This is a genomic window from Kribbella sp. VKM Ac-2566 (assembly GCF_004366005.1).
Classification (GTDB): domain Bacteria; phylum Actinomycetota; class Actinomycetes; order Propionibacteriales; family Kribbellaceae; genus Kribbella; species Kribbella pratensis.
Genome location: NZ_SODT01000013.1, coordinates 124,017 through 148,376, shown reverse-complemented (window position 1 = coordinate 148,376; position 24,360 = coordinate 124,017). Strand labels below are relative to the sequence as shown.

21 protein-coding genes are annotated in these 24,360 nt (G+C 69.7%); 10 read left to right on the top strand and 11 right to left on the bottom strand.

Annotation, left to right across the window (positions count from 1 at the left end; translation table 11 throughout):
- Positions 1-36: 36 nt before the first annotated feature.
- The gene (locus EV647_RS31365; protein ID WP_134009422.1) at positions 37-1,128 is read right to left on the bottom strand and encodes a DNA polymerase domain-containing protein; all 1,092 of its coding nucleotides are present in this window, start codon (positions 1,126-1,128) and stop codon (positions 37-39) included.
- A 168-nt stretch (positions 1,129-1,296) separates the two neighbouring features.
- On the opposite strand from EV647_RS31365, the gene EV647_RS31360 reads away from it, so the two are divergent.
- The 6 genes from EV647_RS31360 to EV647_RS31335 all read left to right on the top strand — a co-directional run bounded on the left by EV647_RS31360 (position 1,297) and on the right by EV647_RS31335 (position 11,151).
- Positions 1,297-2,904, top strand: a complete 1,608-nt coding sequence (locus EV647_RS31360) for a M4 family metallopeptidase (protein ID WP_134009420.1) — start codon at positions 1,297-1,299, stop codon at positions 2,902-2,904.
- Between the two features lie 103 nt (positions 2,905-3,007).
- Complete coding sequence (locus tag EV647_RS31355) at positions 3,008-4,735, top strand: FAD-dependent oxidoreductase (protein ID WP_134009418.1); 1,728 nt, start codon at positions 3,008-3,010, stop codon at positions 4,733-4,735.
- Positions 4,728-6,089 carry an adenylate/guanylate cyclase domain-containing protein gene (locus tag EV647_RS31350; RefSeq protein ID WP_134009417.1) on the top strand — a complete coding sequence of 454 codons (1,362 nt, stop codon included), beginning with the start codon at positions 4,728-4,730 and terminating at the stop codon, positions 6,087-6,089. The genes EV647_RS31355 and EV647_RS31350 overlap by 8 nt, the downstream gene beginning before the upstream one ends.
- A gap of 72 nt (positions 6,090-6,161) precedes the next feature.
- Complete coding sequence (locus EV647_RS31345; RefSeq protein ID WP_134009415.1) at positions 6,162-8,549, top strand: lamin tail domain-containing protein; 2,388 nt, start codon at positions 6,162-6,164, stop codon at positions 8,547-8,549.
- A gap of 75 nt (positions 8,550-8,624) precedes the next feature.
- Positions 8,625-9,041 carry a peptide-methionine (R)-S-oxide reductase MsrB gene (msrB, locus tag EV647_RS31340; RefSeq protein WP_134009413.1) on the top strand — a complete coding sequence of 139 codons (417 nt, stop codon included), beginning with the start codon at positions 8,625-8,627 and terminating at the stop codon, positions 9,039-9,041.
- Between the two features lie 73 nt (positions 9,042-9,114).
- Positions 9,115-11,151: an AAA family ATPase gene (locus EV647_RS31335; protein ID WP_134009411.1), complete on the top strand. Its 2,037-nt coding sequence runs from the start codon at positions 9,115-9,117 to the stop codon at positions 11,149-11,151.
- Here EV647_RS31335 and EV647_RS31330 read toward each other — a convergent pair.
- The 5 genes from EV647_RS31330 to hemE are packed head-to-tail and all read right to left on the bottom strand — an operon-like array spanning position 11,148 to position 15,189.
- A complete protein-coding gene (locus EV647_RS31330; protein ID WP_134009408.1) occupies positions 11,148-11,525 on the bottom strand; it encodes a glyoxalase/bleomycin resistance/extradiol dioxygenase family protein in 378 nt (125 codons plus the stop codon). The genes EV647_RS31335 and EV647_RS31330 overlap by 4 nt on opposite strands.
- The gene (gene hemQ, locus EV647_RS31325) at positions 11,525-12,220 is read right to left on the bottom strand and encodes a hydrogen peroxide-dependent heme synthase (RefSeq protein ID WP_238177487.1); all 696 of its coding nucleotides are present in this window, start codon (positions 12,218-12,220) and stop codon (positions 11,525-11,527) included. Before hemQ ends, EV647_RS31330 begins: the two co-directional genes overlap by 1 nt.
- Positions 12,217-13,635, bottom strand: a complete 1,419-nt coding sequence (gene hemG / locus EV647_RS31320) for a protoporphyrinogen oxidase (RefSeq protein ID WP_238177486.1) — start codon at positions 13,633-13,635, stop codon at positions 12,217-12,219. The genes hemQ and hemG overlap by 4 nt, the downstream gene beginning before the upstream one ends.
- Positions 13,632-14,138, bottom strand: a complete 507-nt coding sequence (locus EV647_RS31315; protein WP_134009406.1) for a GNAT family N-acetyltransferase — start codon at positions 14,136-14,138, stop codon at positions 13,632-13,634. The genes hemG and EV647_RS31315 overlap by 4 nt, the downstream gene beginning before the upstream one ends.
- Positions 14,125-15,189 carry a uroporphyrinogen decarboxylase gene (gene hemE / locus EV647_RS31310; RefSeq protein WP_202876395.1) on the bottom strand — a complete coding sequence of 355 codons (1,065 nt, stop codon included), beginning with the start codon at positions 15,187-15,189 and terminating at the stop codon, positions 14,125-14,127. The genes EV647_RS31315 and hemE overlap by 14 nt, the downstream gene beginning before the upstream one ends.
- Positions 15,190-15,311: 122 nt before the next feature.
- Here hemE and EV647_RS31305 point away from each other — a divergent pair, with 122 nt between their 5' ends.
- Positions 15,312-15,914, top strand: a complete 603-nt coding sequence (locus EV647_RS31305) for a DUF3000 domain-containing protein (protein ID WP_134009401.1) — start codon at positions 15,312-15,314, stop codon at positions 15,912-15,914.
- On the top strand, positions 15,911-17,170 hold the full coding sequence (locus EV647_RS31300; protein ID WP_134009399.1) for an HRDC domain-containing protein: 1,260 nt from the start codon (positions 15,911-15,913) through the stop codon (positions 17,168-17,170). Before EV647_RS31305 ends, EV647_RS31300 begins: the two co-directional genes overlap by 4 nt.
- On the opposite strand, the gene EV647_RS31295 is transcribed toward EV647_RS31300, so the two are convergent.
- From EV647_RS31295 to EV647_RS31275, 5 genes are all read right to left on the bottom strand, one after another.
- The gene (locus EV647_RS31295; protein ID WP_166680472.1) at positions 17,127-18,350 is read right to left on the bottom strand and encodes an MFS transporter; all 1,224 of its coding nucleotides are present in this window, start codon (positions 18,348-18,350) and stop codon (positions 17,127-17,129) included. The genes EV647_RS31300 and EV647_RS31295 overlap by 44 nt on opposite strands.
- Positions 18,347-18,937 carry a helix-turn-helix domain-containing protein gene (locus EV647_RS31290; RefSeq protein WP_134009395.1) on the bottom strand — a complete coding sequence of 197 codons (591 nt, stop codon included), beginning with the start codon at positions 18,935-18,937 and terminating at the stop codon, positions 18,347-18,349. Before EV647_RS31290 ends, EV647_RS31295 begins: the two co-directional genes overlap by 4 nt.
- A gap of 97 nt (positions 18,938-19,034) precedes the next feature.
- The gene (locus tag EV647_RS31285; protein WP_134009393.1) at positions 19,035-19,523 is read right to left on the bottom strand and encodes a glutathione peroxidase; all 489 of its coding nucleotides are present in this window, start codon (positions 19,521-19,523) and stop codon (positions 19,035-19,037) included.
- Positions 19,520-20,206, bottom strand: a complete 687-nt coding sequence (locus tag EV647_RS31280) for a dienelactone hydrolase family protein (protein WP_134009391.1) — start codon at positions 20,204-20,206, stop codon at positions 19,520-19,522. Before EV647_RS31280 ends, EV647_RS31285 begins: the two co-directional genes overlap by 4 nt.
- A complete protein-coding gene (locus EV647_RS31275; protein WP_134009389.1) occupies positions 20,203-20,877 on the bottom strand; it encodes a hypothetical protein in 675 nt (224 codons plus the stop codon). Before EV647_RS31275 ends, EV647_RS31280 begins: the two co-directional genes overlap by 4 nt.
- Positions 20,878-21,045: 168 nt before the next feature.
- Here EV647_RS31275 and EV647_RS31270 point away from each other — a divergent pair, with 168 nt between their 5' ends.
- Both EV647_RS31270 and EV647_RS31265 read left to right on the top strand, forming a co-directional pair.
- Positions 21,046-22,245, top strand: coding sequence for an acetyl-CoA C-acyltransferase (locus tag EV647_RS31270; RefSeq protein WP_134009387.1), 1,200 nt, complete (start codon positions 21,046-21,048; stop codon positions 22,243-22,245).
- Positions 22,242-24,353: a 3-hydroxyacyl-CoA dehydrogenase NAD-binding domain-containing protein gene (locus EV647_RS31265; RefSeq protein WP_134009385.1), complete on the top strand. Its 2,112-nt coding sequence runs from the start codon at positions 22,242-22,244 to the stop codon at positions 24,351-24,353. The genes EV647_RS31270 and EV647_RS31265 overlap by 4 nt, the downstream gene beginning before the upstream one ends.
- The last annotated feature ends 7 nt before the right edge of the window (positions 24,354-24,360 follow it).

The window sequence follows — 24,360 nt, the reverse complement described above, 5'->3', positions numbered from 1 at the left end:
TTTGACACCCATCCGACGAGACGGCCCTGCAAAGTGTCAGTCCGGGATGATGCGGTTGCCCTGCTCGTCCCAGTGCTCGGCGACCTTCTTGCTGGGCTGGACCCGCGGCGGCTCCCCCGGCATCTTCGGGTAGTCCGGCGGGAAGTTCAGTTCGCCGCCGGGAAGCTCCTCCCACAGCCGCAGCAACGGCTCCAGCGGGTACGCCGTGTCGTCCATGTCCGCCCACGGGTCGCCGTCGGAGAGGTACTCCGGAACCGTGTGCAGGTTGAACGCCCGCGGATCGTCGATCTCGGCGAGCCGCTCCCACGTCATCGGTGTACTCACCGGCGCCCCGGGTCGCGGCCGGAGCGACCAGGCGCCCGCGACCGTGCGGTCTCTGAGGTTCTGGTTGAAGTCCAGGAAGATCGAGGCCTCGCCGCGTTGCTCCTTCCACCAGGCGGTGGTCACACCGTCGTCGCGGCGTTCGAGCTCGCGGCCGAGGCCGATGGCGGCGTGCCGGACCTCGTCGAAGCTCCACTCCGGCCGGATCCGCACGTAGATGTGGATGCCCCGGTTGCCGCTGGTCTTCGGATATCCGCGCAGGCCGAGCTCCTCGAGGAGTTCGCGGGCGACGCCGGCCACCCGCCGGGCATCTGCGAAGGTCGCGCCGGGCTGCGGGTCGAGGTCGATGCGCAGCTCGTCGGGACGATCCAGATCGCCCTTGCGAACAGCCCACGGGTGGAAGGTCAGCGTGCCCATCTGCGCCGCCCACACCGCGGCGGCGGGCTCGCTCAGGCACAACTCGTCGATCGGGCGCCCGTTCGGCGTCAGCACGCGGCAGGTCTCGAGCCAGTCGGGCGCGCCCTTCGGGAGCCGCTTCGAGTAGAAGCCGTCCCCCGTCTGACGACCGGTCGCGTCCACCGACAGCGTCATCCCTTCACGCCATCCGCCGGGCCAGCGTTCCAGAGCGACCGGGCGGTCGCCCGACGCTCGCATGAACGCGGGAGCCACCGCGACGAAGTACTCGCAGACCTGCAGTTTGGTGACCTCCGGAGCCCAGTCGGTCGCCTCGTAGGCCACCCGATCGGGGCTGGACACCCGGACCTCCCGGTCCCCCACGGTGAGCATCACCGCTGTGCTCTTCGCCATGCCGTGACCGTATCGCCCCGGCCGGACAAATCCGCAGGATTTCCGTTGGGCGCACGGGAAAGGCAACTTTTCTCGACCTCTGGCCACGGTAGGTGACCGGGCGGTAACGTTCCTGCACCTCGTTCCTGGGGCGTGAGGCCCCCGGGACACCTGACAAGGAGCGCGAGGATGAACAGATCCGCCCTGTTCGCCGCTGCGACTGCAGTGGCGACCACCACCGCCCTCGGACTGACCAGCGCCACCACAGCAACAGGCACAGCGACCGGTGCGCCGACGGCGTCCCCTGTCCCCACCCCCGCCGCGGCCGTCGCCAAGGCCAAGGAAGCGATCAGCAGCAACCTGACCGCGCTGCGGGCCACGACGGCCGACGCGTTCGTGGTCAAGGACGTGATCGTCGACAAGGACGGCTCCAGCCACGTCCGGATGGACCGCACGATCGGGGGCCTGCCGGTCCTCGGCGGCGACGTGGTCGTGCACCAGTCGAAAGACGGCGCCTTCAAGGGCGCCAGCCTGTCGCTGGGCAGGAGCGCGAACGTCGCCCGTACGCCGAAGGTCAGCAGTGCGACCGCTGCCACGAAGGCGCTCGCCAAGGGCCTGAAGGCCGACGGCAAGCCGAGTCTGGTGATCGATGCCCGCAAGGGCGCGCCGCGGCTGGCCTACCTGGTCACAGCGGTCGGCACCCAGGCCGACGGTACGCCGAGCCGCATCACGACGACGGTGGACGCCCTGACGGGCGCGAAGCTGGTCAGCGAGCAGCACATCGAGACCGCGACCGGTGACGGCAAGAGCCTGTACAGCGGGACGGTGCCGCTCCAGACCTCCACGGCGACCGGTGGCTTCACGCTGACCGATGCGACCCGCGGCGGAGGCTACACAGCCGACGCGAACAACAAGACCGACTCGCTCCTGTGCCAGCTGTTCGGCTTCGGCTGCACGGCACCCACCCGGTTCACCGACGCGGACAACCACTGGGGCACCGGCGCGAACTCCGACCGCGCCACGGCCGCCGTCGACGCGCACTACGGCGCCGCGACGACGTACGACTACTACAAGAACGTCCACGGCCGGAACGGGATCTTCGGCGACGGCAAGGGCGTCCCGAGCCGCGTGCACTACGGCTCCAACTACGTGAACGCGTTCTGGGACGGCAAGCAGATGACGTACGGCGACGGCGACAACGTCGTGGCGGGTCCGCTGGTGTCGATCGACGTGGCCGGCCACGAGATGTCCCACGGCGTCACCGAGCACACCGCGAACCTCACGTACTCCGGCGAGTCCGGCGGCCTGAACGAGGCGACCAGCGACATCTTCGGCACGCTCGTCGAGTTCTACTCCAGCAACTCCTCCGACCCCGGTGACTACTACATCGGCGAGGAGATCATGAAGGACCGCCCGGCGCTCCGGTACATGGACAAGCCGAGCAAGGACGGCAACTCCGCCGACTGCTGGTCCTCCGGTGTCGGCAACCTCGACGTGCACTACTCCTCCGGCGTGGCGAACCACTTCGCCTACCTGCTTGCCGAGGGCACCGGCGCGAAGACGATCGGCGGCCTGCCGCACAACGGGTCGACCTGCAACGGCTCGACGCTGGCCGGGATCGGGCACGACAAGCTCGGCAAGATCTGGTTCCGCGCGTTGACGACGTACATGACGAGCGGTACGACGTACGCGCAGGCCCGGACCGCCACGCTGAACGCGGCCACCGACCTGTACGGCGCCAGCAGCCCGGAGCGGGCCGCCGTCGCCGCCACCTGGTCGGCTGTCAGCGTGAACTGACAACCTGAGAGTTCACCGGTCCTGTCCCACTGGGGCGGACAGGACCGGTGAACAAACGTTTTGACCATTGCCACCGTGTTTGCGCGGACCTACCGTCACAGACATGGGTGGGGTGCCCGGGGGTGGGCCGCGGCTTCGTACAGCGCGGCCGGTACTGCTCGTCGTCGACGCTGACCCGGAGCGTCTGGAGCGGTGCGAGACCGAGTTGGACCGCGGCTTCGGCGCGGACTTCCGGGTCCGCGGCGAGGTGACGGCGGCGGCCGCGCTCGACTGTCTACGGCGCGCGCACGAGTGGGAGCAGCGGGTCGCCGTGGTGATGGTCGACCATGCGCTCCCCGATGACGAACGGGCCGAGATTCTCGCGGCGTCGCGGACGCTGCACCCCGACGCGCGACGGGCGCTGCTGATCGAGTGGGGTGCCTGGGCGCGACGTACGACGGCATCGGCGATCCTGACCGCGATGTCGGTCGGCGACATCAACTACTACGTGCTGAAGCCGTGGATCGCGCACGACGAACTGTTCCACCGCACGGTGGCGGAGTTCGTCCAGGAGTGGTCGCGCTTCGAGGTCGCCAACCTGCGTGAAGTGGTCGTGATCGCGGCCAGTACGTCGGTGCGCGGGCAGGCCGTGCGCAGTCTGCTGGCCCGCAACGGGATCCCGAGCGCGTTCCGGGACAGCGGTTCGGCGCTCGCGAACGACGTACTCGAGTTCATCGGCGAGCCGGATCCCGGCGACGGCGTGCTGGTGTGGATGCCGGCCGTCGGCGGTGCGGTCCTGCACGATCCGACCGACGTGGAGATCGCCGAGGCGTGGGGCGTCCCGACCACGTTGGCGCCCGACGCGGACCGGTCGTTCGACCTGCTGGTCGTCGGGGCCGGACCGGGCGGGCTGGCCGCGGCCGTGTACGGGTCGTCCGAGGGATTGCGGACGCTGGTCGTGGAGCGTGAGTCGATCGGTGGGCAGGCCGGGACGAGTTCGCTGATCCGCAACTATCTCGGGTTCTCGCGCGGCATTCGCGGGTCGGAGCTGGCCCAGCGCGGATACCAGCAGGCGTGGGTGTTCGGGGCGCATTTCGTGCTCATGCGGACAGTGGAGCGGCTGGAGAAGCGGGGCGATCAGTTCGTCGCCGCGATCGGTGCGGTGGGCGAGGTGACAGCCCGAGCCGTCGTGTTGGCCAGCGGCGTGTCCTACCGGCGCCTCGACGTACCTTCGTTGGAGAAGCTCGTGGGCGCCGGCGTGTACTACGGCGCGAGCGTGTCCGAGGCGCATGGTCTGCAGGATCGGGATGCGTGCGTGGTCGGTGGTGGGAACTCGGCAGGGCAGGCGGTCCTGCACCTCGCGCGGTACTGCCGCCGGGTGCTGCTGGTGATCCGTGGTGAGGATCTGGCGGCGAGCATGTCGCAGTACCTCATCGACGCGATCGTTGCCGCCGACAACGTCGTCGTGCGGGCGTCGAGCGAGGTGACCGGCGGCGGCGGCGACGGTCGGCTGGAGTACGTCGTACTGCGGGATCGGCGGACCGGTGACGAGGAGACGGTCCAGGCCGACGGACTCTTCGTGATGATCGGGGCGGTGCCGGGGACCGATTGGCTGCCGGCCGAGGTGGGGCGGGATGCGCACGGTTTCGTGCTGACCGGATCGGACGCCGCCGCGGATCCGCAGTGGCACGAGGATCGGCCGCCACAGCCGTACGAGACGACGGTGCCGGGTCTGTTCGCGGTCGGCGACGTACGGTGCGCGTCGGTCAAGCGGGTGGCGTCGGCCGTCGGTGAGGGATCGGTGGTGGTTTCGCAGATCCACACGCACCTCAAGGTCCGGTCGGATGCCTGAGCGGAAGTTCGTCTACACGCCGGCCATGGTCGGCCTGACTGCCCTGGTGCTGCTCCTGCCGCTCGTGGGCCTCGCGATGGTGCTGCGGGAGCCACGGCTCGACGTGCACTGGGAGCATCATCCCGCACACTTCTGGCTGGTGCTGCTGACTGCCGCGCTGAGCGCCGTACTCGCCTACACGACCGGCGCCGCGGCACTGCGGCGAGGTGATGCGCGGGTGCTGTTCGTGTCGCTGGCGTTCCTGTCCGCGGCAGGCTTTCTCGGCCTGCACGCGCTGGCGACGCCGAAGGTGCTGCTGGACACGCCGAACGCCGGCTTCACGCTCGCGACGCCGATCGGGGTCGCCTTGGCGTCGGCGTTCGCGTTCCTGTCGAGCCTGACCGTCTCCGGTGTCGCGTGGGGACGAAGGCTGCGGGTCGGTCTGCTCGTGCTGATGGCCTTGTGGGCGGCTGCTTCGGTACTGCGGATCTGGCCGCTGCACGCGACGTCCGTACCGGAAGTTGCCGACGGCATCCTCACCACCCTCGCCGTACCCACGGTTGTCCTGTACGGCGTTGCCGCCGCGAGGTACTTGCGGACGTGGTGGACGCGGCCGTCGCTGATGCTGCTGTCGATGATCGCGGCGTTCGTGCTGCTCGGCGAGGCGATGGTCGCGCTGGTGTTCGCGCGGAACTGGGCGTTGTCGTGGTGGGAGTGGCACGTGCTCATGCTCAGCGCGTTCGTGCTGGTCGTCGCCGGGGTCCGGATCCAGTGGTACGAGGAACGGTTCGCTGACCTGTACCAAGAGGACACGGTGTCGGGACGGCGCGAGCTGAGCGTGCTGTTCGCGGACCTGCAAGGGTTCACGTCGTTCTCGGAGCAGCACGACCCGTCCGAGGTCACGGCGATGCTCAACACGTACTTCCAGGTCGTCGTACCCCAGGTCGTCCAACGGCACGGCGGCGACGTCGACCGGATCATCGGGGACGCCTTGATGGTCACGTTCAACAAGCGCGGCGACCAGCCGGACCATGCGCGACGAGCGGCCGAGGCCGGCCTGGCGCTGCAGGAGGCGGCGGCCGTCGTACAGGCAGCGCATACGAACTGGCCGCGGTTCCGGGTCGGGATCAACAGCGGGATCGCGTCCGTGACGCTGCTCGGGACGGAAGGCGGGAGAACGCATACCGTCATCGGGGACACCGTGAACGTCGCGTCGCGGATCGAGGGGAAGGCCCCGGGTGGGACGGTCGCGATCGGGCCGGCGACGAAGGCGCTGCTGCCGGAGGCGCGCACCGAGTCCCTCGGGCTGGTCAGTTTGAAGGGAAAGGCCGAGCCGGTCGAGGTCTACCGCCTACTGGCGTTGCGCGGCGAATGATCACCCCTGCCTTCGGCACGTGTTCACGTGTTGGACCTTGGAAGGACCGCATACCGGTGTGAGAATCCGGGAATGTCTGCCCTGTACCGATCACGGCGCCGCCTGGGCGCTCTCGTGGTCACTTCGAGTCTCGTCTTAGCCGGCGCTGCCGCACTGATCGCTCGACCCGCCGACGCCGCGTCCGCCGATGTGCTCATCACCGAGGTGTACGGCGGTGGCGGCAACAGCGGCGCGCCGTACCAGAACGACTTCGTGGAGCTGACCAACAACAGCTCGGCCCCGGTCGACGTGAGCGGCTGGTCGATCCAGTACGCCTCGTCCACCGGATCGTCGTGGCAGGTGACGAAGCTGACCGGAACCATCGCGCCCGGAGCCGCCTACCTGGTCCAGGAGGGCGCCGGCGCCGGGAACGGCCAGCCCCTTCCGACGGCCAACGCGACCGGGACCATCCTGATGTCCGCGGCCACCGGCAAGGTCGCGCTGGTCACGAATCAGACCGCGCTCGCCTGCGGCGCTACCTGCCACGCGGACGCGGGCGTCAAGGACTACGTCGGCTACGGCAGCGCGACGGACTCCGAGACCGCACCCGCGCCGGGCCTGTCGAACACGACCTCGGCCGCGCGGATCGACCCGGCGAAGGACACCGACAACAACAGTGCCGACTTCGCCGCGGGCAACCCGTCGCCGGGCACACTCACCGGTGGTCCGGCCGAGCCGCCGGTGGACGCGAAGATCCACGACATCCAGGGCGCCGCGCACCGGTCGCCGCTGGAGGGCAAGCAGGTCGCGAACGTCACCGGTGTGGTGACGGTGAAGGGCAGCAACGGGTTCTGGTTCCAGGACCCGCAACCGGACGCGGACCCGGCCACCAGCGAGGGCCTGTTCGTGTTCACCAGCTCCGCGCCGACGGTCTCCGTGGGCGACGCCGTGACGGTCGAGGGTTCGGTCGCCGAGTTCCGCCCGGGCGGCTCCGGCGGTACGACGAACCTGACGACCACCGAGCTGACCAACCCGAAGGTCACCGTGACCGGGACTGCCGCCGTACCTGCGCCGACCATCGTCGGAGCGGGCGGGCGCGTGCCGCCGTCGACCGTGATCGAGGACGACGCGTCCGGTGACGTGGAAACGACCAGCACGGCGTTCGACCCGGCTACCGACGGTCTCGACTTCTGGGAGTCGCTGGAGGGGATGTGGCTGGGGATCAACCAGCCTGAGGTCACCGGTCCGACGAGTTCGTTCCGCGAACTGTCCGTCGTACCGGCTGGTGCGGGTGTGCGCACGGTCCGCGGCGGGATCCTGCTGCAGAAGACCGACAGCAACCCGGAGCGGGTGCTGCTGGACGACGTACTGACCGCGATCCCGGACGCGAAGACGGGCGACAAGCTGGCCGGTGTGGTGACAGGCGTCCTCGACTACTCGTTCGGCAACTTCAAGCTGTTGCCGACCACCACGCCGACCGTGATCGACGGCGGGGTCAAGCGCGAGACGACCAAGGCCTCGTCGCCGGTGCAGCTGTCGGTGGCGACGTTCAACGTGGAGAACCTGGACCCGTCCGACGGCGACGCCAAGTTCGACGGGCTGGCCCAGGCGGTCGTGCACAACCTCGCGTCGCCGGACATCCTCGGTCTCGAGGAGGTCCAGGACGACGACGGCGCGGTCAACTCCGGTACGACGAGCGCGGACAAGACGCTCGGCCTGCTGGCGGCGGCGATCGTGAAGGCGGGCGGGCCGCAGTACACCTGGAAGCAGATCGACCCGGTGAACAACGCCGAAGGCGGCGAGCCGGGCGGCAACATCCGGGTCGCGTTCCTGTACCGGACGGACAAGGCGGTGAAGTTCGTCGACACACCCGGCGGGACCTCGACGACGCCGACCACGATCGTCACGGACAACGCCGGCCGGCCGCACCTGAGCGCGTCGCCGGGCCGGATCGACCCGGCCAACCCGGCCTGGGCCGCCACCCGGGTGCCGCTCGCGGGCGAGTTCAAGTGGCACGGGCAGACCGTGTTCGTGGTCGTGAACCACTTCAGCTCGAAGGGCGGCGACAACCCGCTGTGGGGCCGCTTCCAGCCGCCGGTGCAGGTGACCGCGGAGAAGCGGCACCAGCAGGCGACCGTGGTGCGCGGGTTCGTGGACCAGATCCTGGCCAAGGACAAGGGCGCGAACGTCGTCGTCCTCGGTGACCTGAACGACTTCGACTGGTCGCAGACTGCGGACATCCTGGTCGGCTCGGGCAAGACCGCGCTGATCGACCTGCCGCGGACACTGCCGCTGCCGGAGCGGTACAGCTACGTGTTCGAGGGCAACAGCCAGATCCTGGACCAGATCCTGATCTCGCAGAACCTGCGGCCGGCGTCGGCGTACGACGTCGTCCACATGAACGCGGAGTTCCCGGACCAGATCTCCGACCACGACCCGCAGGTGGTGAAACTGGTCCCGCTGCCGTCCTGGGTGCGGTAACCCCTGAGTGTTGCGGCAGTCTTACGTGGGGCGCCCGGGCGGGATTTTCCTTGCCCGGGACCCGATACTTGAGTCGTGACTGATTCCACCAAGCAGTACGCCGTACAGAAGTCCGAGGCGGAGTGGAAGGCCGAGCTCTCCCCCGCCGAGTTCCATGTGCTGCGCCAGGCCGGCACGGAGCGGCCGTTCGTCGGTGAGTACACCGACACCAAGACGGTCGGCGTGTACAAGTGCCGGGCGTGCGACGCGGAGCTGTTCCGGAGCGAGACCAAGTTCGACTCGCACTGCGGCTGGCCGTCGTTCTTCGCGCCGCTCGCCGAGGACCGGGTCGAGTACATCGAGGACCACGCCCTCGGCATGAAGCGCGTCGAGGTCCGCTGCGCCAACTGCGGCTCCCACCTCGGCCACGTCTTCGAGGGCGAGGGCTACGGCACCCCCACGGACCTCCGCTACTGCATCAACAGCATCAGCCTCACCCTCGCGCCTGCCTGAGCCGAGCCTGACCGACGCTAGCCCGGTGGGGTCCTAGACTGGGGCGGCTGGTGGAGTCTGGGGAAGGAAATTGGTGGCTGACGACGTCCGTGGTCCGCGGGTTCTCGATGTGCTGGCGGCGGAGGAGCCGTGGGAGGTGCCGGGCGCGTGGCTGGCCCGCATCCGGGCGCAACTCAAGGCCTGGGCCGACGATCCCGAGGCGCTGCGGCCGTTGCGCCCCGAGGCGTTCCCGGACTTCGTCAAGGGCACACCCGCCGCGGTCTGGTACACCCACCAGGTAGCTCCGCTGCTGACCGGGTGGATCCCGGTCCTGCACGGTGAGTACGCCGACCTGGGGACCGAGCTGACCCACGAGTTCTACCGGCCGTCCTCCCGCCTCGGCGGCAGCGGCCACGTGATCTACGCCGCGCAGACCGACTGGCATCTGCAGGCGATCGCCGGCGCGCGCGGCTTCCGCGAGAACGGCCGCAGGCACGCTCTGCAGCTTTCCCGCAACGTCGCCGCGATGTTCGTCGACGCTCCCCCGATGGCGGCGCGCGCCACGGCCCTGACCGCCGCGTTCGACCGCGTCCTGGCCGACCGTGAGCTCACCGAACTGCACGTCGCCGGCGAGTACGACGACATCGCGAAGTACTGGCGTACCGAGGCGCTCAAGGACTCCGAGCGCGCCGTACTCCCTGAACTCGCCGGCCCCACCGCCGCCCTGCGGTACTCGCTGAACTCGGTCCGGGACACGCACGCCCGGATGCTGATGCTGAGCCCGGACGAGTACGCCGGCGACTTCGCCCAGGTTCTGGCCGAGCTGATCCTGGCGACCGGACTGCGCGGAATCCCGAAGTCCGTCGCGACCGTCCTCGGCAACTCCGCAATTGACGTGCACAAGGCCCTCCAGGAGATCGACCCGACGTTCTCGCTGCAGACCTGGCACGGCCATGTCAACCAGTGGATGTCCCGCGCGATCCGCAACGGCCAGGCGCCGCTCGCCCGGTCCTGGGGCGCCGCCGCCGCACGCGTCGGCGTACACCTGGCCGGTGTGCTCAACCGGGCGCCGTGGCCGGAGCCGGAGGTGCCGGACCTGACCACGCTGTTCCGGATGCTCGACCGGGAGCGGTGGAGCGCCCTCGAGAACCAGGCAGCGGCCAACCAGGAGGCCTCGCTCTCGGCCGCCTGGAAGGACGTCAAGAAGGACGAAGAGGAGAGGGCGGGCGACGCAGAAGGCGGCACGCTCGACGATCCGCTGCCGAAGCCGGTCGACTACAGCGACAACCCGCTGGCCGAACTCGACTCGCTGATCGGCCTGGAGTCGGTCAAGGACGCGGTCCGCAAAATGGTCGCCGAGGTGAAGACGAACCTCCGCCGGGCCGAGCTCGGGCTCCCGAGTCACGAGCGCGCGCGGCACATGGTGTTCGTCGGCAAGCCCGGTACGGCGAAGACCACGATCGCCCGTCTGCTCAGCCGGATCTACCACCAGCTCGGCGTCCTGGAGAAGGGCCACGTGGTCGAGGTCGACCGCTCCGACCTGGTCGGAGCCGGGGTCGGTTCGACCGCGCCGATGACCGCGGCCAAGTTCCGCGAGGCGCTCGGCGGTGTGCTGTTCATCGACGAGGCGTACAGCCTGACGCCGGAGAACACTCCGGGCGACTACGGCCTGGAAGCGGTCGCGACGATCCTGAAGCTGATGGAGGACCACCGCAACGACTGCATCGTGATCGTCGCCGGGTACCACCGCGAGATGCAGCGGTTCATGGAGTCCAACACCGGCCTGCAGTCCCGGTTCCCGAAGCTGCTGTCGTTCAGCGAGTACGACACCGACCAGCTGGTCGCGATCTTCGAGCTGCAGGCCCGGCAGAAGGGCATGATCTACGGCGAGGAAGTGCTGGACAAGGTCCGCGCCGTCATCCCGCCCGCGCCGCGTGGCCACAGCTTCGGTAACGGCCGTTTCATCCGGAACGTGCTCGAGGAGGCCGTCTCCAACCAGGCCACCCGGCTGTCCGCCAGCGACCCGGACAAGCTCACCGAGCGGGACCTGCGCGAGCTGATCCCGTCCGACGTCCGGCCCCCGACCTCGATGCGCGCCGAGGACTACCTGCTGCAGAAGCCCGGCACCTAAACCGGGGTGGCGAGCGCGACCGGGTTGCCCTCCGGGTCGGCGAGGTACGCCTGGCGCTCGCCCCAGGGCATCGTGGCCGGCTCCTGCAGGACCGGGTGGCCGGCCGCGCGGAAGCGTTCCACTTCGGCCTCGACGTCGTCGACGTACACGAACAGCTCGAAGCGCGGCGCCGTACCGACCGTGATGCCGAGCTGTGCCTCGGGCCAGTTGGCGTCGGACAGGCCGAGGGACGACTCGCCGCGCTCCAGGCCGACGTAGTGCGGGTCGCCCTCCAGCGGGAACTGGTACGTCGGTTCGTAGCCGAGGAGCGCGTAGAAGTCGACGGACCGGCGTACGTCGGACACGTACAGCACCGGGAACGCCTTGCGGTGCATCAGACCAGGTTGGCGATCAGATCGCCGGGCTCGGTCCGCTTGCCGGTGTAGAACGGGATCTCCTCGCGGACGTGCCGGCGGGCCGTCGACGCGCGCAGGTCGCGCATCAGGTCGACCATCCGGTGCAGCTCGTCGGCCTCGAACGCGAGGATCCACTCGTAGTCACCGAGCGCGAACGACGCCACGGTGTTCGCCCGCACGTCCGGGTAGGTGCGCGCCATCTTGCCGTGCTCGGCGAGCATGAACCGGCGCTCCTCGTCCGGCAGCAGGTACCACTCGTAGGACCGGACGAACGGGTACACGCAGATGTAGCCGCGCGGCTCCTCGTCGGCCAGGAACGCCGGAATGTGGCTCTTGTTGAACTCGGCCGGCCGGTGCAGCGCGAACTGCGACCAGACCGGCACCAGGTGCCGCCCGAGCCGTGAGCGGCGCAACTGGTGGTACGCCTCCTGCAGCGCGTCCGAGGTCGGCGCGTGCCACCAGATCATGAAGTCGGCGTCCGCCCGGAAGCCCTCGACGTCGTAGAACCCGCGGATCACCACGTCGGCGGCGGCCAGCTTCCCGACCAGATCGTTGAGCTCGGCGGTCAGCTCGTCCCGGTCGACGTCACCGAGCGGCGTCTCGACCTTGAACACCGACCACAGGGTGTAGCGGATGACATCGTTGAGCTCACGGGCCTTCGGCTTACCAGTCACGACTTCATTGTCTCCAATGCGTTCAGGTGTTCCCGCACCCGGGTGGCCGCCTTGCCACCCGAGGCCACACACGCGGCGATCCCGACACCCCGGTACGCCGCTCCGCACACCGCCAGCCCGGGTACGCCGGACACCGCGGCCTCCACCCGGTCGACGCGATCCAGGTGCCCGACGGCGTACTGCGGAAGACCACCGCCCCACCGCGTCACCAGCGACCCGACCACCTCGGCCTGCAGTCCGATCGCCGTGCGCAGATCTGCCACCGCGAGCCGAACCAGCTCCTCGTCGGACCGCTGCAGCACGTACTCCTCACCGAGCCGCCCGACCGAGGCGCGCAGTACCGCGAGGTCACCACCGGCCTCCGCGGACCACGCCCACTTGGCGTGCGAGTACGTTGACGCCTTGATCGTCCGGCCCTCCACGGACGGCACCAGGAACCCCGACCCGGCGGCCCCCGACGGCCAGTCCCGCTTCCGGACGGCGAGCGTGACGATCGCCATGCTCGCGTACTCGATACCCGCCAGCTCGGTCGATGCCGCGGGCACCAACTCCCCCAGCATCCGTCCGGCCGGAGCAGCCGGTACGGCGACCACGACCGCGTCCGCCGAGAGGTACGTCGGCGCGGGCACGGGTCCCCCCTCCAGCTCGAACCCGTCGGCGGTCCGCGAGATCCGGCGTACGGCGAGCTTGGTGCGGATCTCGACGCCGCGAGCGGTCAGCTCCTGCTCGAGGGCTCCGATCAGGCGGTTGATGCCGCCGACGATGCCGGCGAAGACCGGTTGGCCGGCGCGCTTCTGGCCCAGTTCGCGCAGCTCGGCCGTGGCGGCGAGCAGGCTCGGCGCGGTCCGCAGCTTCGCGTACAGGTCGGGTACGGCGGCGGCGAGCGAAATCTCCTCGGCCTTCCCGGCGTACACCCCGCCGAGCAGCGGGTCGATCAGCTTGTCGGTCACCGCGGACCCCATGCGGTCGGCGACGAACCGCCCGATCGCCACATCCTCCGTCAGCGCGGGCGCGGGCAGGTCGGCCTCGTGCGCGACCTGCTCGGCGGCCGCGTCCCCGAGTACGTCGGCGGTCGCGGCCGGATCGATCGGGACACCCATCACGGTCGGCGGGATCGCGCGGATCCGGTCGCCGATCCACAGCCCGGCCGAGGTGGTTGCCGGATGCACCAGGTCGTCCCCGAGCCCGACGGCCCGGATCAGCTCCACCGCCTCCGGCCGCCGCGCCAGCACCGACTCGGCGCCCAGATCGACCGGCACCCCCTCGATCGCGTCCCCGGCCAGCTTCCCGCCGAGCCGCGGCGACCCTTCGAGGACCGTGATCCGCGGCGGGTTCGGCCCGGTCGCGAGCGCATGCGCCGCCGCCAGCCCGCTGATCCCGCCGCCGACCACAACCACCCGGTTCACGCCGTTCACTCGGACTCCAAGCTCAACTCGTACTTCGTTCCCGGCCCGAGGTCGGTGCTGGAGCTCCCGACCGGCCGGAATCCGGTGCGCGTCAGCACCGCCTGCGAGGCGCCGTTGTGGTTCGAGGCCCCGGCCGTGAGCGCCTTCAGTCCGTACTCCGTCCGTGCGACCTCGATGAGCGCCCGCACGGCCGCTGTCGCGAGGCCCTTCCCGGCCCACTTCTCGGCGATCCGGTAGCCCAGCTCGGCCGACCCGTTCTCGAGGTCCATCAGGTTCACCCGGCCGACCACGGCTCCGGTGTTGTCGACCAGCACGTGGAAGCGGCAGACGCCGGCCTCCTGCTCGGCGAGCAGCGCGGCGTGCCGGGTCGCGTAGTCCGTGAAGAACTCCTCGCCGCGGTCCCAGATCCACGAGGCGAAGTACTGCCGGTTCTCCTGCTCGAACGCGAGCACCGCGTCCGCGTGGTCCGCTCCCAGCGGCTCCAGGGTGACGTCGTAATCAGGCAGGTACATGGGCCGACTTCGTCTGGACGTACTGCGCGACCCGGTGCAACACCTCGGGATCGGCGTTCGGCGGGACGCCGTGGCCGAGGTTGAAGATGTGACCGGGAGCCGCCTTGCCCTCGGCGAGGATCCGGTCGATCTCCGGCTCGATGGTCTCCCACCCGGTGAACAGCAGGGCCGGGTCGAGGTTGCCCTGGACCGGCTTCGGGGCGCCCTCGGCGGCAGTAACCCGGCGTACGGCCTCGTCCAGCGGGACGCGCCAGTCGACGCCGACGACATCGGCCCCGGCCGCGCTCATCAGACCGAGCAGCTCGCCCGTGTTCACACCGAAGTGCACCCGCGGTACGCCGTACTCCTTGAGCGCCTCGAACACCTTCGCGGAGTGCGGCAGCACGAACCGCTCGTAGTCCCGCGGCGACAACCCACCGGCCCACGAGTCGAACAACTGGATCGCCGACGCGCCGGCCTCGACCTGCACGGCCAGGTACGCGATGGCGACGTCCGCCAGCCGGTCGGCCAGCGCGTGCCACAGGTCGGGTTTGCCGTGCATCATCGCCTTGGTCTTGGCGAAGTCCTTGCTGGGCCCGCCCTCGACCAGGTACGACGCGACCGTGAACGGGGCACCGGCGAACCCGATCAACGGCGTACCGCCGAGCTCGGTGACCAACTGCTGCACGGACTCCGTGGTGAACGAAACGTCGCTCGGAGTGACCGGACGCACCGTGGCAACGCCTGCGGCGTCCCGGATCGGGTCTGCGACGACCGGACCGACACCCGGCTTGATCTCGACGCCGAAACCGGCCGCTTTCAGCGGAAGCACGATGTCGGAGTAGTAGATCGCCGCGTCGACGCCGTAACGGCGGACCGGCTGCAGCGTTATCTCCACGACGAGGTCGGGCCGCATACAGGACTCGAGCATCGTGATGCCCTCGCGGACGGCACGGTACTCGGGCAGCGCCCGCCCGGCCTGCCGCATGAACCACACCGGAGTGTGCGGCACCGGCTCACCCCGAGCGGCGAGCAGATAGGCGGAACGGTCCGGAGTGGAGGGTGGCGTCACTGGCACACAGCGATGATCCCACGCTGTGATCACGGCACAGCGACCCGGTCGCGCCTGGCATACACACAGCTACCGGCGCGTCTTAGCAGGCGGCGGTGAGTAATCAGTCGTAGGCTGCCGACATGGGTGCCCGCAAGCAGGTCGACGCGCCACCCGCGGAGTTCGCCGAGGCAGTCTCGCAGTTACGAGGTGCCCGGTTCCGACCCGAGGTTTTCGTCGAGGAGATGCCCGCACCGCAGCGGATCGCACCGCATGCGGCGGCGGTCAGCGCCGACGTGACGGTCGACGGCGACGATGTCGCCACCGGCCGCCTGGTCGTCCTCTACGACCCGGACGGGAACGACGCCTGGCAGTCGACCTTCCGCTGTGTCGCATACGTGCGCGCCGCCGTCGAACCGGAGATGGTGACCGACGCGCTGCTCGGCGGCGTGGGCTGGACCTGGCTGATGGAGGCTCTCGGGGACCGCGGTGCCGACTTCCTGGCCCCGAGCGGTACCGTCACCAGGGTGGTATCGGAGAGCTTCGGCGGCATGGCCGACGACGACGCGACCGCGGAGATCGAGATCCGCGCGTCCTGGAGTCCCGTGCCCGGCCCCGGCGGGACGGTCGACGTGACCCGGCACGCCGAGGCGTGGGGTGAGGTGCTGTGTACGGCGGCCGGACTGCCGCCGGTGCCGCCGGGGGTGGTCGCGATGCCGACCCGGCGTGGACAGCGGGGCCGATGAGCCCAGCCAACACCCAGCCGTCGTCCGCTCCGGACGACCCGATCGCGAACCTGCCCCTGCTGGAACTCAGGGACGGGTTGTCGGAGGTGATCGACTCCGATTCCGCGCTCAACGACACCGTCGAGGCGTTCCGCTCCGGCACGGGTCCGGTGGCTGTCGACGCCGAGCGCGCCTCCGGCTACCGCTACTCGCACCGCGCGTACCTCGTCCAGCTGCGCCGTGAGGGCTCCGGGTCCGCGCTCGTCGACCCGATCCCGTTCGGCGACCTGTCCGTGCTCGGCGACGCGATCGTCGACACCGAGTGGATCATCCACGCCGCGAACCAGGACCTGGCCTGCCTGGCCGAGGTCGGGATGGTGCCGCGGCAGGTGTTCGACACCGAACTCGCCGGCCGCCTGCTCGGGTACCCGAAGGTCGGGCTCGCCTCGCTCGTGAGCGAAGTACTCGGCTACCGGATGCGCAAGGAGCACTCCGCGGCCGACTGGTCGACCCGGCCGCTCCCGGCGCCCTGGCTGGTGTACGCAGCCCTGGACGTCGAGATGCTGATCGAGCTGCGGAACGCGATCGAGCAGGAGCTGCGCCGCGAAGGCAAGTGGGACTGGGCGGAGCAGGAGTTCGCCGCGATCCTGGACGCTCCCCCGCGGGAGCCGAAACCGGACCCATGGCGCCGTACGTCGGGTATGCACCGGGTCCGGAACCGCCGCAGCCTGGCCGTCGTCCGGGCGCTCTGGGAGGCCCGCGACCAGATCGCCGCGTCGGCCGACATCTCCCCCGGCCGCGTGCTGCCGGACGCCGCAATCGTCGAGGCGGCGTCCGCGATGCCGACCGACCGCGACACGCTGCAGAAGCTGACCGCCTTCAAAGGCCGCGGCGCCCACCGCCACATGCGGACCTGGTGGGAGGCCATCGACCACGCCCGCAGGCTCCCCGACTCCGAACTCCCCAAGCAAGGCCCGAGGTACGACGGCCCGCCGCCGGCCCGCGCCTGGGCCGACCGCGACCCGGACGCCGCGGCCCGCCTGTCGGCCGCCCGCGCCGCCGTCGCCGAGATCGCCGAGGCCCACCGCCTCCCCACCGAGAACCTCCTCGCCCCGGACACGATCCGCCGCCTGGCCTGGTCCCCACCACCGGACATGAGCCGCGAAGTCGTCGAAACGTTCCTCCGCGACCATCACGCCCGCGAGTGGCAGATCGCCCTCACCGCCGAAGTCCTCACGGCAGCAATGACCTCCGAGGCGAAGAAGCCCCTCGACTGACCTGCCGGATCTCGTCCCGGAGGGTGAGGACGATCTGGAGTGCGCCGAGCAGGATCACTCCTGAGATGATGGCGAAGATCTGGCGATAGCTGAGCAGGCTGACCAGCAGACTGCCGAGAGCCAGCGAGATCGCCTGCGGGGTGGAGACGAGGACGTCGACCGCGGTCGACACCCGGCCGATGAGGTGCGTCGGCGAGCGTCGCTGCATGAGCGTCGTGAACGCGACGAAGGTCCACGGCAGCCCGAGACCGCAGATGGCCGCGCCGACCAGCACCACGGCGATGGTGGGCGCGGCGATGCAGACGACGGTCGCGACAGCCAGCACAGTCAGACCCAGAGCACAGCAGAGGATCTCACCGAGACGGCGTACGGCGCGGCCGGCGGTGAGACCGCCGATGATCGCTCCGACGCCCTGGCACGTCACGAAGACGCCCGAGAAGGTCGGCGGCTTGCCGAACGCGTCCATCAGCGCGTAGATCGACGACTCGAAGAAGCCGATGACGAGAATCGAGATCGCCAGTCCGGCGAGGACGTGGCGGAGCACCCGGTCGCCGGCCAGGAAGCGAACGCCGGCCAGGACATCCTCCCGGAAGCTGTGCCTTTCCGGAGCAGGCGTCTCGGTGACCTTGAGGGTCGCGATCAGCACGCCGGCCACGGCGAACGTGGTCGCGTCGACGACCGCCACCAGCCAGCCGCCCGCGGTCGCGAAGATCGCGGCGCCGACCAGTGGGCCGAACAACCGGTAGCCCTCCTTGAGCGTCGCGAGGCTGGAATTGGCGTCGACCAGCAGGTCGTCCGGCAGCAGCTCTTTGAGGAGCCCGTTGACCGCGGCGGGCAGTACGACGAACGAAACGCCGTACAGGAAGGCGACCAGCCAGATCAGCCACACGTCGCTCTCGTCCCGCACGAGCACGAGGGGCAGCACCGCGACCGCACTGGCGAAGTTGCCCCAGACGAGGATCGCCTTGCGGGGCAGCCGGTCCACCCAGACGCCGAGCAGTGGGGCACCGAGCGCGGGAAGCACCATGAAGAAGAACGTCAGGCCGGCGAGCGCGTTGGAGCCGGTGAGGGTCTTCACCCACATGCTCAGCACCAGCAGCATCACCGAGTCGCCGAGCATCGACGTACTCAGCCCACCGAAGAGGCGCGGGAACCCGGGCTGCGCGAACAGCTTCCTCATGCCGGCTCGACCCCTGGGAAGTACGTCGGTACGCCCCAGGAGACGAACTCGCAGAGCCGCGCGCCGGCCGGCCGCTGCGCCGGGTCGGTCAGCCGCTCCACGTGCCGGTCGAGGACGGCGTTGATCGCGTCGTTCATCTCCTTGAGCTCGTCCGCAGTCAGCCAGGCGATCATCTCCGTGTTGCTCCGTGCGGCACGCCACTCCTCGGCGTCCTCCGGCGCGCGCTCCTGCGACTCCCGCAGCCGGTCGATGGCCCGCCCCATGACTACCTCGGACAGCGCCTGCGCGGCCCGCCGCTCCTCGACAGATGGCGACGCATGCTCCTCGTCCCATCGGAATCCGAGACCGGGCACCGTCCAGGGCCGCTGCCGCCCCTTCCCACCCTCGGCCTCGACCACGAACCCGTGCTGGGCGAGCTTCCGCAGGTGCCACGAGCAGTTGGCGGGCGTCTCGTCCAGCCGATCGGCAAGCTCGGTCGCGGTCAACGGGCCGCTGACCGACAACAGCTCGACGAGGGCCATCCGGACCGGATGGGCCAGCGCGTTGAGCTCCCGCGGGTCACTGAGGCGGCGATGCGGCGTCGGCATGCATCGAAAGTACTCTTTCGAAAGAGTCGTTGCAATGCGTCGGAGCGCAGAAGAAATCGCCCGCCGCGGAAGCGACGGGCGATCTGGCCGGGTAGTTCTAGGCCGGGAGCTGGGCCTCGATGGCGGCGACTACCTCGTCCGATTCCGGCTCGGTGCGGGGGCGGAAGCGGGCGGCGACGGTGCCCTCAGGGCTGATCAGGAACTTCTCGAAGTTCCACTGGATGTCGCCGGCCTCGCCGTCGGCGTCCGGGGTGAGGGTGAGTTCGGCGTACAGCGGGTGGCGGCCCTCGCCGTTGACCTCGAGCTTGTCGAGCATCGGGAACGTCACGCCGTACGTCGTGGAGCAGAAGGTGTCGATCTCCTCGGCGGTGCCGGGCTCCTGGCCGCCGAACTGGTTGCACGGGGCGCCCAGCACGGTGAAGCCGCGGGACGCGTACTTCTTCTGCAGGTTCTCCAGGCCCTCGTACTGCGGTGTCAGACCACACTTCGACGCCACGTTCACGACCAGGACGGCCTTGCCCTTGTAATCACCGAGCGAGGTCGCGGCACCGGACAGGGTGGTCAACGGGATGTCGTACAGGCTCATGCTTGTCCTTGGGAGGTTGGGAGGTTTTGGGCGAGAAAGTCTTCGGTACGCCGCCACGCCAGCGCGGACGCCTCTGCATGGTGGAACATCGGCAGCGGGTTGTCGAACGCGTGACCCGCGCCGTCGTACCGGTGGATCTCGACCCGATCGTCACCGCCGAGTGCGGGCACGATCGCGTCGACGTCCAGGTACGCGTCGGCGTTGCCGAAGTGGTGCAGGCTGGTGGCGGTCACCTTCGGCGCGAGCTCGAGCAGATCGGGCAACGCGGAGCCGTAGTAGCTCACCAGAACGTCCGGCGACGACACAGCGGCCACGTTGTAGCCGAGCCCGCCACCGAAGCAGAAGCCGATTACCCCGGTGCCCTTCCCCCGCGCCTTCAGGTACTCCAGTGCTACGACAGCGTCGGTCACGGCCTGGTCCCAGTCGAGACGTCCGACGATGCTCATCGCGCGCGGTAGGAGCTCCGGCGAGGACTCGTCGAGCTCGGTGTCGTCCAGCCGCCAGTAGATCTCAGGCGCGACCACGTAGTACCCGAGGGCGTGCAGGTCCGCCGCGCGCTGCTTGATGTAGTCGGAGACTCCGAAGATCTCCTGCAGTAGCAGGACTCCCGGTGTCTCGGTGTCAGCGGATCCCCACTCGTGGACCGGCAGCAGACCTGATCCGGTATCGATCTCCGACGTCACACAGTGAAGCGTACGACCTCGCGCGTGACCGGCTCGGGTGCGGGTGCCGGTGCGGGCACCCACGCCTTGGTCTCCGCGATGGCGTCGAGGAGCAGGTGGTACAGCCGGTCGTCCGGATCCGGTACGCAGGCCTGCGAGATCCCCTCGACCGCGCAGGAGATCGCGCGGGGCGCCGTACGGCGGGCGAAGTCCGGGGTCGCGCGACGCGAACGGGCGGTGAAGGACCGCGCCCACTTGGTCGCCGACGGGACCGCCTCCAGCACCGCGAGCGACGCCGGCTCGATGTCGTCAGGCGCCCGGCCGTCGAGCAGGGCGAGTTGCTTCTCCCCCACCAGCAGGGCGACGGCCAGGATGTACTGGCGCTCCTGCGAGACGACAGGCAGCGCGTGCTGGATGCAGCGCGCGGTCACCCGCGGTACGACGTGCGGGTCGTCCGGGGTCAGGCCGATCACCGACGGGATCAACGGAGCCAGCCGCGACCGGCCGGAATCCGTCGTGCAGTCGTTCACGTCACGCGCGACGCCGGCCAGCAGCGGGTGCGTGCAGGACGGGTGGTCCGACCACGGCTCACCGGCCAGGTAGGACGCGAACTCCATGAAGCAGGCGCCTTTGCGCGGACTGCGGTGCTTCCCCCGGCTCAGGACCGGCACGGACAGATCAAGATTGTTCATGGAACAACTCCAGAAACGCGGACCTTGAACTCCAGCATGCGCCCATTCGCGCCGCTTTGCCACGGCTGACTGATTTGTGAGCCGTCGCACAGGCGTGGGAACTTTGGCGGTTCTGTTACCGACGGGTAGCATCGGGGTAGCTTTCCCGACCCCCAGAGGAGGGCCCTCGTGCCCCGTGAGATCCGCGATGTCGTGTTCGTCGACGGCGTTCGCACCCCGTTCGGCAAGGCCAAGGGCCAGTACGCCGAGACGCGCGCCGACGACCTGGTGATCAAATGCATCCGGGAGCTGCTGCGGCGGAACCCGGGTCTGCCCCCGCAACGGGTGGACGAGGTCGCGATCGCGGCCACCACCCAGATCGGCGACCAGGGCCTGACCATCGGCCGGACCGCCGCGCTGCTGGCCGGCCTGCCGAACACCACGCCCGGCTACTCGATCGACCGGATGTGCGCCGGCGCGATGACCGCCGTCACCACCACCGCTGCCGGGATCGCCTTCGGCGCGTACGACGTGGTCGTTGCCGGCGGCGTCGAGCACATGGGGCGGCACCCGATGGGCGAGGGCGTCGACCCGAACCCGCGGATCATCTCCGAGAAACTGGTCGACACCTCGGCCCTGGTGATGGGGTCGACCGCGGAGAACCTGCACGACCGGTTCCCCTCGATCACCAAGGAGCGCGCCGACGCGTTCGCGGTCGCCTCCCAGGAGCGCGCCGCGAAGGCCTACGCGAACGATCTGATCCAGCCCGACCTGGTGCCGATCGCCACGCGGTCGGCCGAGCTGGGCTGGGGCTACGCCACCACCGACGAGCCGATGCGCCCGGGCACCACGATGGAGGACCTGGCCAAGCTGAAGACCCCGTTCCGTCCGCACGGCCGGGTCACGGCAGGCAACTCCGCGGGTATCAACGACGGTGCGACCGCCGCGCTGATCACGTCGGCCGAAGCCGCCGAGGAGCTCGGCCTGAAGCCGAAGATGAAGCTGGTGTCCTACGGCTTCGTCGGCGTCGAGCCCGAGGTGATGGGTTTCGGGCCGGTGCCCGCGACCGAGAAGGCACTGAAGCTGGCCGGCCTGACCATCGACGACATCCAGGCCTTCGAGGTCAACGAGGCGTTCGCGGTCCAGGTGCTGGCGTTCCTGGAGCACTACGGCATCGCCGACGACGACCCGCGGGTCAACCCGTACGGCGGCGCGATCGCCTTCGGCCACCCGCTGGCTTCGTCCGGCGTCCGGCTGATGAACCAGCTGGCCAAGCAGTTCGAGCAGCGCCCCGAGGTCCGCTACGGCCTCACCACCATGTGCGTCGGCCTCGGCATGGGCGGCACGGTCATCTGGGAGAACCCGAACTGGGAAGGTGCAGCCGCATGAGTCTGCAGGATCTGATCGACAGCGCGTCGGCGCTGTCGACCGACGAGGTTGTCACGCTCGCCCACTCGCGGGACGTCGTACTGCCGAACAAGGCCGGCACGATGGCGCTCATCACGCTGGACAACGGGCACGACCACACCAAGCCGAACACCTTCGGTCCCAAGGGCCTCGGCTCGCTGAACGAAGCCATCGACGCGGCACTCGCCCGCGACGAGATCGTCGCGATCGGTGTCACCGGCAAGCCGTTCATCCTGGCCGCGGGCGCCGACCTGACCGGCGTACCGAAGCTGACCGACCGGGAGCAGGCGCTGGCGCTCGGCAGGATCGGGCACGGTGTCCTGCGGAAACTGGTCGACGGCGGCAAGCCGTCGTTCGCGTTCGTGAACGGCGTCGCGCTCGGCGGCGGGCTCGAGGTCGCGCTGCATGCCACCTACCGGACCGTGTCGGTGGCCGCGGGCATGCTGTCGACGCCGGAGGTCTTCCTCGGCCTGATCCCGGGCTGGGGCGGCAACTTCCTGCTGCCGAACCTGATCGGCGCGGACAACGCGGTGAAGGTCGTCGTCGAGAACGCCCTCAACCAGAACAAGATGCTCAGCGGGCCGGAGGCGGTGAAGCTGGGCATCGGCGACGTACTGCTGGAGTCGGCGGACTTCCTCGAGCAGTCGCTGATCTGGGCGTCGAAGGTTCTCACGGGCGAGGTCACGGTCCGGCGGGCAGAGATCGACCGCGGCGACGCGTGGGACGCGGCTGTTGCCCGGGGCAAGAGTTTCGCCGACGTCAAGGTGAGCGGCGCGGCGCCGGCGCCGTACCGGGCGCTGGACCTGATCGCGGCCGCTCGCGACAACGACCGGGACCGTGGGTTCGCGGCCGAGGACGAGGCGCTCGCCGACCTGATCATGAGCGAGGAGCTGCGTAGCGGCCTCTACGCCTTCGACCTGGTGAACAAGCGCGCCAAGCGCCCGGCCGGCGCGCCGGACAAGTCGCTGGCGCGGCCGGTCTCGAAGGTCGGTGTCGTCGGTGCGGGTCTGATGGCGGGTCAGCTGGCGCTGCTGTTCGCGCGGCGGCTCGAGGTTCCCGTCGTACTGACGGACCTCGACCAGGAGCGTGTGGACCGCGGCGTCGGGTATGTGCACGGTGAGATCGACAAGCTGCTCGGCAAGGGCAGGATCCGTGCGGACAAGGCGAACCAGCTGAAGGCGCTCGTCACCGGTTCTGTGGACAAGGGCGCGTTCGCGGACGCCGACTTCGTGATCGAGGCCGTGTTCGAGGAGCTGCAACTGAAGAAGACGATCTTCGCCGACCTGGAGAAGATCGTCCGGCCGGACGCGATCCTGGCCACCAACACCTCGTCGTTGTCGGTGACGGAGATGGCCGCGGACCTGGAGCACCCGGAGCGGGTTGTCGGGTTCCACTTCTTCAACCCGGTCGCGGTGCTGCCGCTGCTGGAGATCATCCGCGCGGACCGTACCGACGACGCGTCGCTCGCTACGGCGTTCGCGGTCGGCAAGACGCTCAAGAAGTCCTGCGTGCTCGTGAAGGACGCGCCGGCGTTCGTGGTCAACCGGCTGCTGACCCGCTTCCTCGGCGAGGTCAGCGCGGCGGTGGACGAAGGTACGCCGATCCTCGAGGCGGACAAGGCGCTGTCGGCGCTCGGTCTGCCGATGCCGCCGTTCGTCCTGCTGCAGCTGGTCGGGCTGCCGGTCGCGCTGCACGTCGCGGAGACGATGAACCGGGCGTACCCGGAGCGGTTCGCGGTGTCGGAGAACCTGGCGAAGGTCGTCGCGGCGGGCAAGAGCTCGTTCTACATCTGGCCGGAGGGCAAGCCGGTCGTGGACCCGGAGGTCGAGGCGCTGGTGACGGTCGGCGACAAGCCGTCCACCGCCGACGAGCTGCGCACCCAGGTGCTGACCGCGCTCGCCGAGGAGATCCGGATCATGCTCGACGAGGGCGTGGTCGCGGAGGCCCAGGACATCGACCTGTGCCTGCTTCTGGGCGCCGGCTGGCCGTTCCACCTCGGCGGCATCACGCCGTACCTGGACCGCTCCGGCATCGCGGAGAAGGTCAACGGGAGTCGCTTCCTGCCGAAGGGTGTGGCGAGTCTCGCCTGACAGACCG

Coding starts and splice junctions, on each gene's coding strand:
- EV647_RS31365 (WP_134009422.1), bottom strand. CDS start 1,128: ATGGCGAAGAGCACAGCGGTGATGCTCACCGTGGGGGACCGGGAGGTC.
- EV647_RS31360 (WP_134009420.1), top strand. CDS start 1,297: ATGAACAGATCCGCCCTGTTCGCCGCTGCGACTGCAGTGGCGACCACC.
- EV647_RS31355 (WP_134009418.1), top strand. CDS start 3,008: ATGGGTGGGGTGCCCGGGGGTGGGCCGCGGCTTCGTACAGCGCGGCCG.
- EV647_RS31350 (WP_134009417.1), top strand. CDS start 4,728: ATGCCTGAGCGGAAGTTCGTCTACACGCCGGCCATGGTCGGCCTGACT.
- EV647_RS31345 (WP_134009415.1), top strand. CDS start 6,162: ATGTCTGCCCTGTACCGATCACGGCGCCGCCTGGGCGCTCTCGTGGTC.
- EV647_RS31330 (WP_134009408.1), bottom strand. CDS start 11,525: ATGCACCGCAAGGCGTTCCCGGTGCTGTACGTGTCCGACGTACGCCGG.
- EV647_RS31315 (WP_134009406.1), bottom strand. CDS start 14,138: ATGTACCTGCCTGATTACGACGTCACCCTGGAGCCGCTGGGAGCGGAC.
- EV647_RS31305 (WP_134009401.1), top strand. CDS start 15,312: ATGGGTGCCCGCAAGCAGGTCGACGCGCCACCCGCGGAGTTCGCCGAG.
- EV647_RS31300 (WP_134009399.1), top strand. CDS start 15,911: ATGAGCCCAGCCAACACCCAGCCGTCGTCCGCTCCGGACGACCCGATC.
- EV647_RS31295 (WP_166680472.1), bottom strand. CDS start 18,350: ATGAGGAAGCTGTTCGCGCAGCCCGGGTTCCCGCGCCTCTTCGGTGGG.
- EV647_RS31290 (WP_134009395.1), bottom strand. CDS start 18,937: ATGCCGACGCCGCATCGCCGCCTCAGTGACCCGCGGGAGCTCAACGCG.
- EV647_RS31285 (WP_134009393.1), bottom strand. CDS start 19,523: ATGAGCCTGTACGACATCCCGTTGACCACCCTGTCCGGTGCCGCGACC.
- EV647_RS31275 (WP_134009389.1), bottom strand. CDS start 20,877: ATGAACAATCTTGATCTGTCCGTGCCGGTCCTGAGCCGGGGGAAGCAC.
- EV647_RS31265 (WP_134009385.1), top strand. CDS start 22,242: ATGAGTCTGCAGGATCTGATCGACAGCGCGTCGGCGCTGTCGACCGAC.